Origin of the sequence: Nocardia vulneris (genome assembly GCF_001613425.1) — a bacterium.
Classification (GTDB): Bacteria; Actinomycetota; Actinomycetes; order Mycobacteriales; family Mycobacteriaceae; genus Nocardia; species Nocardia vulneris.
In genome coordinates, this window is the sequence record NZ_BDCI01000007.1 from 103,419 (window position 1) to 119,344 (window position 15,926).

Here is a 15,926-nt window from a genome sequence, read left to right on the forward strand (position 1 = left end):
GCACCACTGGCCGGATGCTGGACAATGGACGCCGTGAACGACGCCGCGAACCATACTGCCGAGTCAGTTCCGGGCCCGCCGTCCACAGGATCGGCCCCGACTGAACCCACTCACCCCGTCGGCTCCGCCGCCGGCCGTCCCGCGGACCGTGGCCCCCGGAGCACCACCGGCTCCCGCCTGTACCCCCGCGTGACCAGTTTCCGGTCGCGCCGTGGCGCGCTGACCGCGACCCAGCAGCAATCGTGGGACCGCATGTGGCCCACCATCGGGCGCGAGGTGGCCGACGAACCGCTCGACGCCGCCGCCTGGTTCGGCCGCGAAGCTCCGCTGGTCATCGAAATCGGTTGTGGCACCGGCACCGCCACCGCCGCCATGGCACAGGCCGAGCCGCACCTGAACCTGATCGGGATCGAGGTCTATCAGCCCGGCCTGGCGCAACTGGTGCAGCGGATCGAACGAGAGCAGATCCCGAACATCAGGCTGCTGCGCGGCGACGCTGTGGACGTGCTGGAAAACATGGTTGCTGACGAGTCGCTGACGGGCGTCCGCGTTTTCTTTCCGGACCCGTGGCCCAAGGCCCGCCATCACAAACGCCGGCTCTTGCAACCCGCCACATTCACGTTGATCGCGAATAAATTGAAATCCGGCGGTGTGTTGCATGTCGCGACCGACCATGCCGGCTATGCCGAACATATTGCCGAGGTCGGCGCGCAAGAAACCCAGCTCAGAGGCTTGAACGAGAGCACGGGCGGGGTCAGCGCGGACCATCGGGACAGCGCTCCGATCGGCTTCGAAAGGCCCGTCACGAAATTCGAAGGCAAGGCACATCGTGCGGGTAGCGCCATCACGGAGCTCATATGGGGGAAGATCGAATAATGAGTGTCAGTGAGATGGCCCACGAGGTGGTCGAAGTTGCCGGGGAGGTGCAGGGCACCGGATCCGAGGGTCTCGGTGGCGCGACGCCGGACGTGCGCCGGGTCCTGCTGGTGTGGGATGCCCCGAACCTCGACATGGGTCTCGGGGCCATCCTCGGTGGGCGGCCGACCGCCGCCTACCGGCCCCGGTTCGACGCGCTCGGCCGGTGGCTGCTGGCGCGCACGGCCGAGCTGTCCGTCGGCACGGTGCACCGGGTCGAACCGGAAGCGACCGTCTTCACCAATATCGCCCCCGGCACCGCCGACGTGGTGCGGCCGTGGGTAGAGGCGCTGCGCAACGTCGGCTACGCGGTGTTCGCGAAGCCGAAGATCGACGAGGACTCCGACGTCGACGCGGACATGCTGGCGCACATCGAACTGCGCAGCCGCGGTGCCGGATTGGCCGGCATCATGGTCGCCTCGGCCGACGGCCAGGCGTTCCGCGAGCCGCTCGAGGAACTCGCCGCCGCCGGAATCCCAGTTCAGGTACTCGGGTTCCGCGAGCACGCGAGTTGGGCCGTCACATCCGATACCCTCGAGTTCATCGATCTCGAGGACATCCCGGGCGTGTTCCGTGAACCGCTGCCCAGGGTCAGCCTCGACTCGCTGCCCGACGAGGGCGCTTGGCTGCAGCCGTTCCGGCCGCTGTCGGCGCTGCTCACCTCTCGCCCCGCGCAAGGAGTCGCTTAAGTGTTCACACGCTGGGGCGATCTGGTCTACAAGCTGCGCTTCGGCGTGGTCGGTGTCGTCGCGGCCGCGCTGTTGGCGCTGGGCGGGTACGGCCTCGGTCTGGGCAGCCACCTCAGCTCCAGCGGGTGGGACGACCCGACGTCGGAATCCTCCCAGGGCGCCAAGATCGCCGATGCCGCGTTCGGCCGCGATCACACCAGCGACGTGATCGTGCTGTACACCGCGCCCGAGGGCAAGACGATCGATGATCCCGAGTTCAAGGCGAAGGTGCTCGACAGCCTGAACAGCCTGCCGAAGAAGTACCCGGAGATCACCAAGGTCAACGGCGCCTACTGGCAGACCGAGACCGGCCCCGCCTCCCCGCTCACCTTCGGTTCGAAGGACAAGAAGTACACGTTCGCGTCGCTGGCCATCAAGGGCGACAACGACACCGAGATGTTGAACAACTTCCGCAAGGTCAAGAACGTCTTCGACGTTCCGGGCGTCACGGTGCAGGTCGCGGGCCTGCAGGCGGTCGCGGGCACGTTGAACGACACCATGGCCGAAGACCAGCACCGGATGGAGATCCTGGCCATCCCCGCGGTCGCGGTGCTGCTGTTCTTCATCTTCGGCGGCCTGATCGCGGCCGGGCTGCCGCTGATCGTCGGTGGTCTGACCGTGATCGGCGCGCAGGGCATCGTCCTGTTCATCACCAGGTTCACCGAGGTGAATTCGTTCGTCGCGCCGGTCGTTTCGATGATCGGCCTGGGCCTGGCGATCGACTACGGCCTGTTCATCGTGAGCCGGTTCCGCGAGGAACTCGCCGAGGGCTACAGCACCTCCGCCGCGGTCCGCCGGTCGGTGATGACCGCGGGACGCACCGTCGTGTTCTCCGCGACCATGATCATCGCCAGCCTCGGCGGCATGCTGCTGTTCCCGCAGGGCTTCCTCAAGTCGATCGCCTACGGCTCCATCGCGACGGTCTCGCTCGCCGCGCTGACCTCCATCACCATCCTGCCCGCCATGCTCGGTGTCCTCGGGCCGCGGGTGGACGCGTTGGGGCTCAAGCGGTTCCGCAAGACCAAGACCGCCGAGGAAGTCGAGAACGGCTTCTGGGGCAAGTGCACCCGCTGGGTGATGCGGCATCCGCTCAAGATCGCCATCCCGATCTGCATCCTGCTGCTCCTGCTGATCATCCCGGTGAAGAACCTCGCCTTCGGCGGCATCAACGAGCGGTACCTGCCGCCGGACAACTCGACCCGGCTCGCGCAGGCGAAATTCGACTCGATCTTCCCGTTGCGCAAGTCCGACCCGATCCAGCTGGTGTTCGTCTCGGACAACAGCAACGAGGTCGGCAAGGCGTGGGCCGAAGCCAAGCAGGCGCCCGGGCTCGCCGGCACCTTCGAGGTGCCGTCGCGCTCCAACACCGATCCGAACGTCTACCGCACCAGTGCGACGCTCGCCGACTCGGAGAACGCCGACCCGACGATCGAATACCTGCGCTCGATCAACGTGCCCGACGGCGTGACCATGTACGTCGGCGGCCAGCCGGTCATCCAGAAGGACAGCATCGACGCGCTGCTCGATCGCATGCCGCTGATGATCGCGCTGGTGCTGTTCGTCACCACGCTGCTGATGTTCCTGACCTTCGGCTCCCTGGTGCTGCCGATCAAGGCCGCGTTGATGAGCGCGCTCGGCCTCGGTTCCACGCTCGGCATCCTGACCTGGATCTTCGTCGACGGGCACGGCGCGCGGCTGCTGAACTTCACCCCGCAGCCGATCATGTCGCCGGTGCTCGTGCTGATCATCGCGGTGATCTACGGCCTCTCGACCGACTACGAGGTCTTCCTGCTCTCCCGCATGGTCGAGGCGCGCACCCAGGGCGCGTCCACCACCGAGGCGGTGCGCATCGGCACCGCGCAGACCGGGCGGATCATCACCGCGGCCGCGCTGATCCTGCTCGTGGTGACCGGCGCGTTCGCGTTCTCCGACCTGGTGATGATGCAGTACCTCGCGTACGGCATGATCGCCGCGCTCTTCATCGACGCCACCATTCTGCGCATGCTGCTGGTGCCCGCCACCATGAAGCTGCTCGGCGACGACTGCTGGTGGGCGCCCGCCTGGATGAAGAAGATCCAGCAGAAGATCGGGCTCGGCGAACCCATCCTCGACGACGAGCGGCCCGGCGGCGGCGAGGTCGTCGACCTGGTGAAGACCACGCCGATCACCGATCCGGTCACCATGCAGATCCCCGCCGTGGCCGACCCCAACAAGCCGCGCAAGCCGCGCAGACCGCGCACGGTGGAGGAGATCGAGGCCGAGGCGCCGACCAAGCACCTCGACAAGATCAAGCCCGCCGCGCCGAAGCCGCCGCAGGCCGCGCCTGCCCCGCCGCCGCTCGACCCGACGCGGCAGCGGCCGATCCCGCCCGCCGGTTTCCTGTCGGACCCGAACCTGCCGCGCCCGACCGGATATGCGGCGGCCCCGCCGGAACCGATCACGCCGCGGGTCAGCCCGCCGACCACGAGCAGACCGGATTCGGCTGCGGCACGCCCGTTTTCCTCCATTCCGCACGACCCCACCGGTCCCCGGCCCACACCGCCGCCGGCACCCCGGACGGAAACGTCCGCCGGTGCTCCGTTCTCGGCATTCGAATCGCCGGCGGCGAACACCTTCGAACCGCCCGCCCCGGCGCCCTTCGAGCCACCGGCCGCGCCGCAGGACGGTGCCCGACGCCCGGAGGCGAAGTTCGAGCCGACACAGCCCACGCCGTCCGTGGCGCCTTTCGCCGGTGCGGACCCGCGGCCGTCCATGCCGCTGCCCAGGTTCGTCGATCGCAATGCGGCACAGGATGATTCGGCCGACCGGTCGGCCCAGCACGGCGCGCCGGAGGCCGCGGCGGAACCCGACGATCCGAACCGCAACAGCATCGAGAACTGGATGGCCGAACTGCGCTCCTCGCGGCGCGGCGGTAAAGCGCCCGGCAAGGTCGAGGAAGGCCGTCATTCCGGTGGCGACGGCCGCACCGTCAGCGTGAACGAGCTGCTGCGCCGCCGCGACACCGAATAGTCAGCACACGAAAGAACCGCCCCCGCGCGATATCTCGGCGCGGGGGCGGTTCCTTTCGGCCGGTCAGTCCGCCGACGGCGGCGTGGCCGCGGCCTCCGCGAAGGCCCGGGCATACCTGGTGCCGACGACCAGGAGCAGGACGCCCACCACGAGGAAGGCCGCCACCCGCACCAAGCCGTCCAGCGTGGCCAGGTCGAACAGGAACAGCTTGGCCAGTGCGGCGACGGTGACCAGCAGGCCGGAACCGAGGGCGAGTTTCGCTACGGCGGAAGCCTTTCCGAGGTTGCGCAGCCCGTAGAACAGGGACGCGGTCGCGCCCGCCATCCACAGGATCGTCGCCGCGCTGTGCCCGATCACGAAGCCGTCGTCCGCGCCGATCGCGACGGCGATCGACACCGCCGCGGCGGTCACCGAATACAGCCCCGCGATACCGGCCACGATCCACTGCAACTCGGCGGTGTTCCGCAGGGCCGGTACGGTGCGCGCACACCACACCCCCACCGCCACGACGGCCATCAAGAGCATCGCGGCGAGCGCCGTCGCGAAGTTCAAGCTCTGCTCCGAGCGATGCTGCGCGGCAAGGACTTCCGGGCTCGCGATGTTCAGGAACGCGAGAGCGCCCAGCGCCGCGAAGGCCGCACCGAGACCGGCGGTGACACCGGAGCGGCGCTGTCCGGCCACACCGAGGAAGCCCAGTGCCACCAGGAACCACGCGATCGGCAAGGTGCGGGCATCGGTGACCGCGACACAGACCTCCAGCAGTGCGATCGATCCGGCGACCGCCGCCACCGTTGCGGTGTGACCCGGAATCTTCACCAGCGCCGCAATTTTCGGCACCAGGGCGGTGGCGGCCACGAGCAGCAGCACCGTCGCGCAGACCGCGGCGATCAGCGTCGCGATCGGACGATCGAACTTGTACATTCCCGGCGCGATCAGCAGCGGGACGGTCGCGACGGCGAGCGTCAGCGAGGCGGTGATATCGGCCGGCCGCCGCCGGACCACCAGGATGGTCCCGGCCAGTCCGACCGCCGCCACCGCCACGGCCGCGACCAGCAGGCGCAGCCGGTCGTCGGACGTGTCGAGCAGCGCACCGGCGACGGCGACGAACGTGGCCAATGCCGCGGGCAGCGTCCGCACCACGTGCAGATACGGCCAGTCCCGCAGCAGCTGCACCGGGAGGCAGGCCAACTGCAACACGATCAGGAAGGCGAGCAACACCAGTTCGGTGGTCAGCACCGGCGACAGCACCGCGGCGCCGAGCACCACCAGGACCGCCAACGGCTGCGACTGCCAGCGCATCGCCAACGCCACCCCGATGGCCGCGACGCCGAGCGCCACCGCGAAACCGAGCACCGGATGCAGCCAGTGATAGATCGCGGTCACCGCGACGACATCGAGGTACGCGCCCGCGATACCGGTGGCCGCCAATGCGATACCGCCGACCCGGCCACCCGGTCGATCGAACACCCGCATACCCGCCGCCACCAGCGCGGCCGAGAACACCGCGCCCGCAACCACTCTGGGCACCGGGCCGAAGAACCCGGCCTGCGCGGCCAGCACCAGCAGCATCACCACGCCGATCAACGTGACGCCCACCCCCGCCACCGCCAGCAGCTTGCTGATCAGCCCGTCCCGCTGCCACCACGGCGTATGCGGCACCGGCGGCCCGGCCCGCGGCGGCACCGGCGGCCGCATCCCCGGCCCGGGCATTCCGCGCACCGGCATCGGTGGCCGCCCACCCCACGCCCCAGCCTGCGGACCGTACATGGGCACGTACGGCGGCATCGCCCCAGAACCTGCTGCCGCCCAAGCGCCTTCAGGCCCCGACGGAACACCCGGCAGCTGCGCTGCCCCAGGCGGAACCGCGCCGAAGCCCTGCGCAGGCGGTACCGCACCCGGCACCTGAGGCCCCACAGGCGCAGTCATGCCCGCCCCCGCAGGCGCACTCTGCGCCGCAACACCGGGGATCCGACCCGCCACAGGCGAACCTGTGGCCGCCGCAGGCGCACCCTGCACCGGCGCAGCACCGGGGATACGACCAGGCGAAACCGTGCCCGCCGCAACTCCACCCTGCGCCGGCGCAGCAGCCGGGTTCTGCGCGGCGGCAGACGGAACCGCGGCCGTCCCCGCCTGGGCATCCTGCCCCTCCGAACCGGCACCTGAGGCAGGACCCGTGCCCGTGCCAGGCGCCTGATGGGCCGAACCCGCTCCCGGTGCCGGACCCACCGCCTCGCCGGATGTCGCGCCCGCTCCCGCAGTAGACACCGCGGCCGTATCCGCGCCAGGCGTCCGCGCCGCCGAATCCTGTACGAGAGTCGAAACCCCCTGCGCCCCAGCAGAACCTGTCACTACCTGAGTACGCAACAGCTCCAGGTCCCGCCCGAGCACACCCATCTGCGTCCCCAACGCAGCGAATTCCCCCGAAAGGCGCGAGATCAGCGCCGGATCGATAGATGTGGTCATGCACCCATGCTCACCCCACCCGCCCCCCGAAACATGAGTAGTAACCCCTGCTGACCACCCGAGATCTACCCGACTGCCAGGACTGCCGATCTCTGCTGGGCGCACCGAGGGTGGGTCGGTGATGAGCGGCTGAGCGCCAGGTGATCGTGACGTGGCTCTGAACTATGCCCCCACGTAGGGGTGCAGGATTTGGGCGTTCGGAGCGCTGGGGGTGGCGGTTTTTCGTGGGCCAGTGTCGGGTATCGGCGGAAAGACTTGGTTACTCAGGTTGGTGGCGACTTGGTACGGGGCTGGGTCGAATACTCGGTGTCTGCTCGTAAATCGAGGAAGGACAACGACATTGAGTGGGACTACGGCGGGTAACGGGGTGACGGTGCTGGAGGGGTTCGTGCCGGTGATCGATCTGTCGGACCGGCACTGTGCCGACAGACGTGGGGAGATTGCGCGGGCGATCGGACAGGCCTGTGCGAGTTCGGGATTCTTCACCGTCGTGGGCCATGGGGTTGCGGCGGAGCTGGTGGCGCGGATGTGCGCGACGACCAGGGAGTTCTTCGAATTGCCCGATGCGCTGAAGGATTCGGTCGCGCATCGGCCGGGCGTATCCGGCTTCCGGCGGATGGCGGGTGCGACCGCGCACAGCCTGGACCAGCCGTCACCGCCGGACCTGTGCGAGGTCTTCTCGGCACATGTGACGGGTGATCTGAGCGAGGCGGAACGCGCGGGTCTCGGCGACTATTGGGCCTCCTGGAAATTGGCCAATATCTGGCCCGCCGTGCCCGCGAATTTCGCGGACACTTGGCGCGAATACCTGGCGGCCCTGACCGATTTGTCCGCCGATCTCATGCGATTGTTCGCTCTGGCACTGGAATTGCCGGAAAATTTCTTCGACGACATCTTCGCCCGCCACGTCTCGTCGGTGGCCGTCAACTACTACTTCCCGCAACGCGCTGCGCCGCTGCCCGGGCAATTGCGCCGTGGCGCGCACACCGATTGGGGCAGCCTCACCATCCTGTATCAGGACACCGCGGTCGGCGGGCTCCAGGTACGCCACGGCACCGGCGAATGGCGTGACGTCCCGGCCATTCCCGGTGGTTTCATCGTCAACATCGGCGATCTGATGGCCCTGTGGACGGCGGGCCGCTGGGTGTCCACCCTGCACCGGGTGATCAATCCCGAACGGGGCGATACGTCTTCGCGCCTGTCGATTCCGTTCTTCTACCTGCCGAGTCACGACGCGGCGATCGACCCGATCGGCGCCTTCGCGGGCCGCGCGGCGCAGCAGAAGTTCGGCGCGGAGACCGCGGGCCACTGGATTTCGCGCAAGATGCAGAAGACGTTCGCCGCCGATCCACAGCACTACCGAACGGCCGACTGAGCGCCGACCGGCGGATGCTCACGCCGTACCGGAATGGCGGGTCGTCACCTGCTGGACGGCGTTGAGCACCGCGGTGCGCGGCGGCATCCGGAGCACGCCGGGGGCCGGTTCGCCCGCCCAGTGCCAGCCGCGCGCGCAGTCGCCGGTGGGCACCATGATGTGATGCCCACCCGGCAGCACGGTGACCTGGTGGCCGGCCAGGTATCGGCGCACCGGCACCTCGACGGGCCGGGCGGGGCTCGGCGGCGCGACCAGAAAGATCCAGGTGTGTTCGCCGGGATCGGCGATCACGGGCGCCGCGTAGGTGCGCTCGAGGGCGGCGAGCACGGTGCGGCCCAGGTCGGGCGGCATCGCGACGGCGCCGAGGACCGAGCCGGTGGTCACCATCGGCCGTCCGCCGAGTAGTTGCACCGGCAGCCCGTACAAATGGCGCAGCCGATGCGCGATCTCGTGGGATGAATGACAACGCTCGGTGTTCGGCACGATGTTCATTGCCGCCGCCCTTTGCTATGAAAGTTGCAGAAAGGCAACGATATTCCACGCGCCGGAAAACGAGTCGTACGTAATGTCCCACTTCGGCCGAACACCGTGACTTAGCGTCGTACTCTGAAACCCAGATTTAACAAAGGAATTGGGTCCATGGACGATTCGTCGATCGGCGTCCGCATCCGCATGTTCCGCGGCCGGGCGCTCACCCAGCGCCAGCTGGCGGATCAGGCCGGGGTCAGCGTCGACCTGGTGCGCAAACTCGAGCAGGGCGGCAGGCAGACCGCGTCCATCGCCAGCCTGCAAAAGCTCGCGCGCGCACTGGATGTGGACATCGCCGACCTCATCGGCAAGCGTGCGGGCGTGCCGTCCGGCGACCCGGATTCCGGCATCGTCGCGATCCGCCGCGCCTTGACCCCGGTCGACGACCTGCTCGGCGTGACCGAGGAGGAGTCCGCGGTCAGCCTCGAGGAGGGGCAGCGCGCGGTCGATTATGCATGGGGCGCGTACTGGGCCGGCCGCTACGAACTGCTCACCTCGGTGCTGCCGACCGGGATCACCCAGCTGCGCGCGACCGTGCACGCCGCGCGCAACGGCGCGGTCCCGGTCGCGAACGAGCTACTGGCGCGGATGTATTGGGTGACCGGCTGCACGCTGGTGCACCTCGGACAGACCGATCCGGCGTTCCTGGCGATCCGGCAGGCGCTGGTGGCGGCGGCCGCGGGCGATGACCCGCTGCTGCTCGGCACCATCCGCGGCTCGGTCGCCTGGCAACTACTGGTGCAGGGCCGCTACGCGGAGTCCCGGGGCGTCGCGCTGCGCGCGGCGGCCGAGCTGGAGCCGAAGGGTGAGGTCCCGCTCGCTCATCTGTCCGCCTACGGCTCGCTGGTGCTGCAGGGCGCGACCGCCGCGGGCCGGGCCCAGGCTGTGCCCGAGGCGCTGTCGCTGGTCGAAGCCGCGCGTGCAGTCGCCGAGCGGATCGGCGGCGACCGCACGGATTACGAAACCTATTTCGGCCCAGCGCAAATCGTCATGCAGACGGTGGATGTGCAGGTCTCGTCCGAGCGTTATCCGGAGGCGCTGGCGGCCGCGCGCGAGATGCCCGCCAACGGCGGCCTGCCGCAGTCCTCGCGCGCCCGGCACCTCACCGATACCGCCGTCGCCCTGACCCGCACCGGCCAGCATCAGCGCGCGCTCGCCGCCCTGCTCACCGCCGAACGGGTGGGCGGCACCGACTGGCTCAAATACCAGTCGCTGCCCCGCCACATCGTGGCCGAGCTGCTCGACCACGACCGCCGAGTCCCGTTGCGCGCCTTCGCCCGTCGCATCGGCGTCCATACCTGAGCCGACGCCGATCGAATTGCTCAGTGGCCCATCATGCGACGCCAGTGCGCCATGAAGGTGTGCTTGGCGGTGAGGGATCCGAAGCGGATCCGGCCGCGGACGACGACGTGCAGCGGTCCGATGGGCGGGCCGGTGCGCACCTTGTTGTTGACGCTGGAGCCGATCAGATCCACCTCGTTGAGGTCGACGGTGGCTTCGCGCGGCACGATGAGGGTGAGCGAGCTGCAGAAATCGTCCACGTTCACCTCGACCACCTGGGTCGACATGATCGCCTCGGTGAAGTCGAGGGTGACGCCGGAGAGCCAGTTGTTGAGGTGCAGGGTCGGTGCGACCTGCCACGGCCCGCGCCGGTTCACCCCGGACAGCCTGCTGCGGATCACGCTGCCGTTGCCGGTGACCGGGCTGATCGGCGGCGGCGCGGGGCGATGCTTCACGAACGAAGGCGTGGTGTTCACGAAGGTGGAGGGCGGCGCGGTGGGCTGACCGACCAGCCGGACCCCGGGCAGGTCGATGAGCACGGCGTTCAGCTCACCGCGGGTTTTCGCGGCGAGCGCAGTGTCCATCCGCTCGGTGAACTCGCCCAGCGAGAGCATGCCGAGACCGACGGCACGTTGCAGCAGCTGCCCGACGTGCTCGCGCTCGGCGTCGGACACGCGTAGATCCCGGTCGCCGATCGCGTCACCGGGGCCGACGCCGTGGGATGTCGATTCGGGTCCGCCCATGGTTTCGAGATTACCGACTCACCGGCTCCGGCGTATCAGGGCGATCCCGGATTCCGCCGGGCGTTTCCTACCTCCACCGGACTACTCCAGTCCCTGCTCGATCGCATAGCGGGTCAGCTCCACCCGGTTGGCCAGTTGCAGCTTGCGCAGCGTGGCCTGCACGTGGTTCTCCACGGTGCGATGACTCAGAGTGAGCCGGGACGCGATCTGCTTGGCGGACAACCCCTTCGCGACCATGCGCAGCACCTCGGTCTCGCGTTCGGTCAGCGCGGGACGGTGCGGCTCGTCAGGCGCGGCAGGGGCCGTCGCCATCCGCCGGTATTCGCCGAGCACCAGCCCGGCGAGGCCGGGGGTGAACACCGGCTGTCCGGCCGCGGTCGCGCGCACCGCCTCGATCAGCTCCGCCACCGACGCGCTCTTCACCAGATACCCCGAGGCCCCGGCCTTGATCGCGTCGAGCACGTCGTCACGTTCGGCCGAGGCGGAGAGCACGAGCACCCGGCTCTGCGGCGAGACGCGCAGCACCTCGGCGGTGGCCTGCGCGCCGTTTCCGTCGGTCAGTTGCATGTCCATCAGCACCACCGCGGGTTGCACCGCCGCGGCCCGCCTGGTGGCGCTACCCACCCCGTCCGCGGTGGCGACCACCTCGAACCCGGCCTCGGCGAGGTCGCGCGACACCCCGTCGCGCCACATCGGGTGATCGTCCACCACCATCACCGAAATCGCTTCGGTCGCAGCACTGTCGGTCATAGTCCGCTCCTCGGTACCCGGAATTCCCATTCGGTGCCGAAGCCGACGCCGCCGTCGATTTCGGTGAGCAGATCGGCGGTACCGCCCAGGGCGGCGATCCGTCCGACGATGGATCGGGAAACGCCCAGTCGCCCTTCGGCTTCCGCTTCGGCCAGCCGGCCGGGCGCGATGCCGACGCCGTCGTCGCGCACCGAGATCACCAGTTCGCCGCCGGTGTCCTCCAGCAGCACATACGTTTTCGCGTCCGGCCCGGCGTGCAGTTCGGCATTGGACAGGGCGTTGGCGACGGCGGCCGCGATCTCGCCCGCCGCCCACCGCCCGATCAGCACCGGATCGCCGGGCGTGGAGACGAACACGGCCGGCTTCGCGTGCACGGTCAGCAGTGGCCGCAGGTCGACCTCGGCCCCGCCGGAATCGCCGCGATCGGCCTGTTCGCTGATCAGAACCCGCAGCGCCACTTCCTGTTCCCCGGCCCGCTGCGCCAGTTCCGCGGTGGCGCCGCCGATCTCGGTACCGCGCCGTTTGATGTAGCTGAGCACCTGCAGCACGCCGTCGTGCACCTCACGCGAAAGCCGTTCGCGCTCTTCGGCGGCGGCGGTCAGCCGGACGGCGCGTTCGAGCTGGTCCTGCGAGCGGCGCGCGGTGTTCGCCGCCAGCCCCAGGGCCAGGCCGACGGAGACCAGCACCGGCACCGTCGCATCGGTCCACACGTCCTGTCCCCACTGGTCACGCACGGTCAGCGCCGCCGAGGCGATCAGCGCGCCGGAGAGCACGCCCGCGATCGGCCCGCGCAGAATCGCCGCGCCGATCACCGCGTTGGCGGCCCAGAGCGTGGTCGGCAGGGTCTGATGTCCGTGATACCAGTCGTAGTCGGCGACCAGCCGGGTCGCGGCCATCAGCGCGATCACGACGACGTGGTCACCGAGCACCACCCAGCCGCGCAGCCGCCGCACATCGGGAAACTGCCACTGCGACAGCATGATCGCCGACGCACCCGACCAGACCGCCATCAGCGCGACCAGCACCCAGCTCAACCGCTGGTTCTGGTAGTAGGGCACCGAGGCGACCTGCTGACCGACCGCGTACAGCAGCGTGACCAGGCGCAGCGCCTGCACCGCCCGCCACAGCGGCGTGGTGGCCACGTCGGACGAACGCGGCTCAGCCCCGCGGCGCGCCATCACCGGATCCGGGCTCGGCGGGCCGGGCCTCGGGGGTCTCGTCCGCGGCCTTGGTCAAGGTCGCCGCCACGTCGAAGCGGTCCGGGTCCGGCTCGTCGGGTTCGACCTCCCCGGTTTGCAGATCCTCGAACAACTCCTCCGGGGTATCCGCGAGCAGCGAACGGATGGCCGTGTTCATCACCGCGACGAACGGCACCGCGAGCAGACCGCCCGCGATCCCGCCGAGCACCACACCCGCCGTGATCGCCAGCACCACCGCCAGCGGATGGATGCTCACCGCCCGGCCGAGCAGCAGCGGTTGCAGCACATGGCCTTCCAGCTGCATCACCGCGATGATGATGCCGAGCACGATCAACGAGGTGATCACGCCCTTGGTCACCAACGCGATGAACACCGCGACGAACCCGGCGACGAAGGCGCCGATGATCGGGATGAACGCGCCGATGAACACCAGCGAGGCCAGCGGCAGCGCCAGCGGCACACCGAGTATGCCCAGCCCCGCCCCGATACCGATGGCGTCCACCGCCGCCACGGCCACGGTGGCGCGCACGAATCCGACCAGCGTGCCGAAGCCGAGCTGACCGGCGGTGCGTACCCGCTCCCGCTGCGCGGTGGGCACGATCCGGGTGACGAACTGCCAGATCTGATCGCCGCCGTAGAGGAAGAAGATGAGGATGAACAGCGTCAGGAAGATGCCGGTGAGCAGTTCGAAGATGACCGTCGCGGTGGTCAGCGCCCCGCTGGTGAGCCGGTCCTGATTGGACTGGATGGTCTTGACGATCTGGTCGCCTGCATTGCCGATCTGATCGTTGCTCATATGCAGCGGACCGGTGATCAGCCAATCCTGAATCTTGTGAATGCTGTTGGTGAACTCGCGGGAAAGCTGCGGCACGCCGGCGATGAACTGCTCCACGACGAAGGTCATGATGCCCGCGACCAGCCCGAGCGAACCGACCAGCGCGACGAACACGCCGACCGAGCGCGGCACCCCTAGTCGCTGCAGCCAATCCACCAGCGGCGCGAGCAGAGCGGCCGCGAGCAGAGCGATGGCCAGCGGAATCACCACCGTCGCCAGTTTCTGGATGAGCGCGACCAGCGCCAGCGCTACTGCGAAGAGGATCAGCAGCCGCCAACCCCACTCCGCCGACACCCGGACGATCGGATGCACGGAGTCAGCGGCAGGCCGGGGCAGAGCGGCTTTCCGCTTCGTATTGGGCTCGGCGTCGGTCACCTCGCCGAGCTTAACGGGCACACCAGGGCAAAGTCCCGCGTCGACCCGCGCCGAGCCGGGGCACCACCGCACCCCGACCGAAGCTGAGCCGGACCGGCGCAACAGCGCCGCAGCGATGGACGCGTGATCGAAACGCTAGATTGTTGGTTGTGTCAGCGCCCTTGGAAGCGGTCAAACAGACCATGCGAACGCGCTGGCCGCTGTACCTGGCATCGATGCTGCTGGCCAACGCCTTCGGCGCGGTGCTGGTGTGGGCGTTCATCCAGTACGGCCTCCCGGTCCCCGAAGACGCGCAGAGCGGTGCCAGGCACACCGGCCTGGTGATTCCCGGTCTGGTGTTCATCACCGGCGGCGTGCTCAGCGCGGCCGCGTCCGCGCTGATGCTGCGCCCGGTGATGCGCTGGCAGATGCGCGGCGGACCACCGAGCAGGCAGGAACAGATGGCCGCGCTGCACGCGCCGCTGCGCCAGGCGATCCTGCATCTGGCGCTGTGGCTGATCGGCGGCGCGATCCTGGCGGCCCTGATCATTTCCGAAGAACCCAAGCTGGCGGGCGCGGTGATCGTCACCGAATGTATGGCCGCCACCATCGTGTTCGGTTTCACCTACATGCTCGGCGAGCGGATCCTGCGCCCCGTCGCCGCCGAGGCGCTGACCGCGGGCACCTTCGATCACACGCTGACCCCGGGCGTCGGCACCCGAATGGCCATGACCTGGGGCATGGGCACGTTCGCCCCCACCATCGCCATCGTGCTGCTGTGTATCACGCAGATCTCCTCGGACGTGAAATTCTCCGCCCAATCGCTGGCGATCTCCATCCTGCTGCTCTGCGGTGTGGTCATCCTGCAGGCCCTCGCGCTCTCGATGCTCACCGGTTCCAGCATCTCCGATCCGGTACGCCAGCTCAGCCAGGCCATCGACCGGGTGCAGGAGGGCGCGCGCGACGTGCAGGTCGAGGTCTTCGACGGCAGCGAGATCGGCCTGCTGCAGGTGGGCTTCAACCGGATGATGGAAGAGGCGGCCAAACGCCGCCAACTGCAGGAGCTGTTCGGCCAGCACGTCGGCGAGGAGGTGGCCCAGCGCGCACTCGACTACGGCACCGAACTCGGCGGCGAGACCCGGTTCGTGGCGGTGCTGTTCGTCGATATGGTCGGCTCCACCGCGACCGCCGCCGAGCGACCGCCCACCGAGGTGGTGAGCCTGCTCAACGAATTCTTCCGGATCGTGGTCGACGTGATCGACCGGCACAACGGGTTCGTCAACAAGTTCGTCGGCGATGCCGCGCTGGCCATCTTCGGCGCGCCGCTGGACCGCCCGGACGCGCCGACCGCGGCGCTGGCCGCGGCCCGGGAACTGCGCGAAGTACTGCGCGAGGTGCCCGGCCTCGATATCGGGATCGGGGTATCGGCCGGACTGGCCGTCGCCGGAAATATCGGTGCGGCAAATCGTTTCGAATACACGGTGATCGGCGATCCGGTCAACGAAGCCTCCCGGCTGACCGAGCTCGCCAAAGATCAGCCGGGGCGCACCTTGGCCTCGGGCAGCGCGCTGTATTTCGCCGATGAAAGCGAGCAGGACAAGTGGGAAACCGGCGAAGAAGTACAACTGCGCGGCCGGCGCCGAAAAACCATGCTCGCCTGGCCGAAAGAAAGCTTCGATGTCGCTCGGGCCGCCCCGGAAGTCCCGGATCATGCGGTCGACACGCAGGTCGCCACCTAGCCGACCA

At 69.0% G+C, this 15,926-nt stretch carries 12 protein-coding genes; 6 read left to right on the forward strand and 6 right to left on the reverse strand.

Annotated features, from left to right (window positions below):
• The first annotated feature begins 24 nt into the window (after positions 1-24).
• The 3 genes from trmB to NVU01S_RS09750 are packed head-to-tail and all read left to right on the forward strand — an operon-like array spanning position 25 to position 4,652.
• Positions 25-876: a tRNA (guanosine(46)-N7)-methyltransferase TrmB gene (trmB, locus tag NVU01S_RS09740; RefSeq protein ID WP_043663944.1), complete on the forward strand. Its 852-nt coding sequence runs from the start codon at positions 25-27 to the stop codon at positions 874-876.
• Complete coding sequence (locus NVU01S_RS09745; RefSeq protein ID WP_014988955.1) at positions 876-1,604, forward strand: NYN domain-containing protein; 729 nt, start codon at positions 876-878, stop codon at positions 1,602-1,604. Before trmB ends, NVU01S_RS09745 begins: the two co-directional genes overlap by 1 nt.
• A complete protein-coding gene (locus NVU01S_RS09750) occupies positions 1,605-4,652 on the forward strand; it encodes an MMPL family transporter (protein ID WP_043663947.1) in 3,048 nt (1,015 codons plus the stop codon).
• A 63-nt stretch (positions 4,653-4,715) separates the two neighbouring features.
• Here the strand turns inward: NVU01S_RS09750 and NVU01S_RS09755 are convergent, their stop codons facing one another.
• A complete protein-coding gene (locus tag NVU01S_RS09755) occupies positions 4,716-6,437 on the reverse strand; it encodes a DUF2339 domain-containing protein (RefSeq protein WP_082031805.1) in 1,722 nt (573 codons plus the stop codon).
• 1,018 nt (positions 6,438-7,455) lie between these two features.
• On the opposite strand from NVU01S_RS09755, the gene NVU01S_RS09760 reads away from it, so the two are divergent.
• Entirely contained in the window at positions 7,456-8,490 is a 1,035-nt protein-coding gene (locus NVU01S_RS09760; RefSeq protein WP_052280146.1) for an isopenicillin N synthase family dioxygenase, read from the forward strand.
• A gap of 18 nt (positions 8,491-8,508) precedes the next feature.
• Here the strand turns inward: NVU01S_RS09760 and NVU01S_RS09765 are convergent, their stop codons facing one another.
• Entirely contained in the window at positions 8,509-8,982 is a 474-nt protein-coding gene (locus NVU01S_RS09765) for a hypothetical protein (protein WP_043663952.1), read from the reverse strand.
• 147 nt (positions 8,983-9,129) lie between these two features.
• Between NVU01S_RS09765 and NVU01S_RS09770 the strand changes: the two genes are divergently transcribed.
• The gene (locus NVU01S_RS09770) at positions 9,130-10,320 is read left to right on the forward strand and encodes a helix-turn-helix domain-containing protein (protein ID WP_043663955.1); all 1,191 of its coding nucleotides are present in this window, start codon (positions 9,130-9,132) and stop codon (positions 10,318-10,320) included.
• 20 nt (positions 10,321-10,340) lie between these two features.
• On the opposite strand, the gene NVU01S_RS09775 is transcribed toward NVU01S_RS09770, so the two are convergent.
• From NVU01S_RS09775 to NVU01S_RS09790, 4 genes are all read right to left on the reverse strand, one after another.
• Positions 10,341-11,042 carry a DUF1707 SHOCT-like domain-containing protein gene (locus NVU01S_RS09775; RefSeq protein ID WP_014988963.1) on the reverse strand — a complete coding sequence of 234 codons (702 nt, stop codon included), beginning with the start codon at positions 11,040-11,042 and terminating at the stop codon, positions 10,341-10,343.
• An 81-nt stretch (positions 11,043-11,123) separates the two neighbouring features.
• Positions 11,124-11,792: a response regulator gene (locus NVU01S_RS09780; RefSeq protein ID WP_043663958.1), complete on the reverse strand. Its 669-nt coding sequence runs from the start codon at positions 11,790-11,792 to the stop codon at positions 11,124-11,126.
• Entirely contained in the window at positions 11,789-12,970 is a 1,182-nt protein-coding gene (gene macS, locus NVU01S_RS09785) for a MacS family sensor histidine kinase (RefSeq protein WP_043663960.1), read from the reverse strand. Before macS ends, NVU01S_RS09780 begins: the two co-directional genes overlap by 4 nt.
• Positions 12,951-14,201 carry an AI-2E family transporter gene (locus NVU01S_RS09790; RefSeq protein WP_052280164.1) on the reverse strand — a complete coding sequence of 417 codons (1,251 nt, stop codon included), beginning with the start codon at positions 14,199-14,201 and terminating at the stop codon, positions 12,951-12,953. Before NVU01S_RS09790 ends, macS begins: the two co-directional genes overlap by 20 nt.
• Before the next feature lie 182 nt (positions 14,202-14,383).
• On the opposite strand from NVU01S_RS09790, the gene NVU01S_RS09795 reads away from it, so the two are divergent.
• On the forward strand, positions 14,384-15,919 hold the full coding sequence (locus NVU01S_RS09795; RefSeq protein ID WP_052280165.1) for an adenylate/guanylate cyclase domain-containing protein: 1,536 nt from the start codon (positions 14,384-14,386) through the stop codon (positions 15,917-15,919).
• Positions 15,920-15,926: the final 7 nt, after the last annotated feature.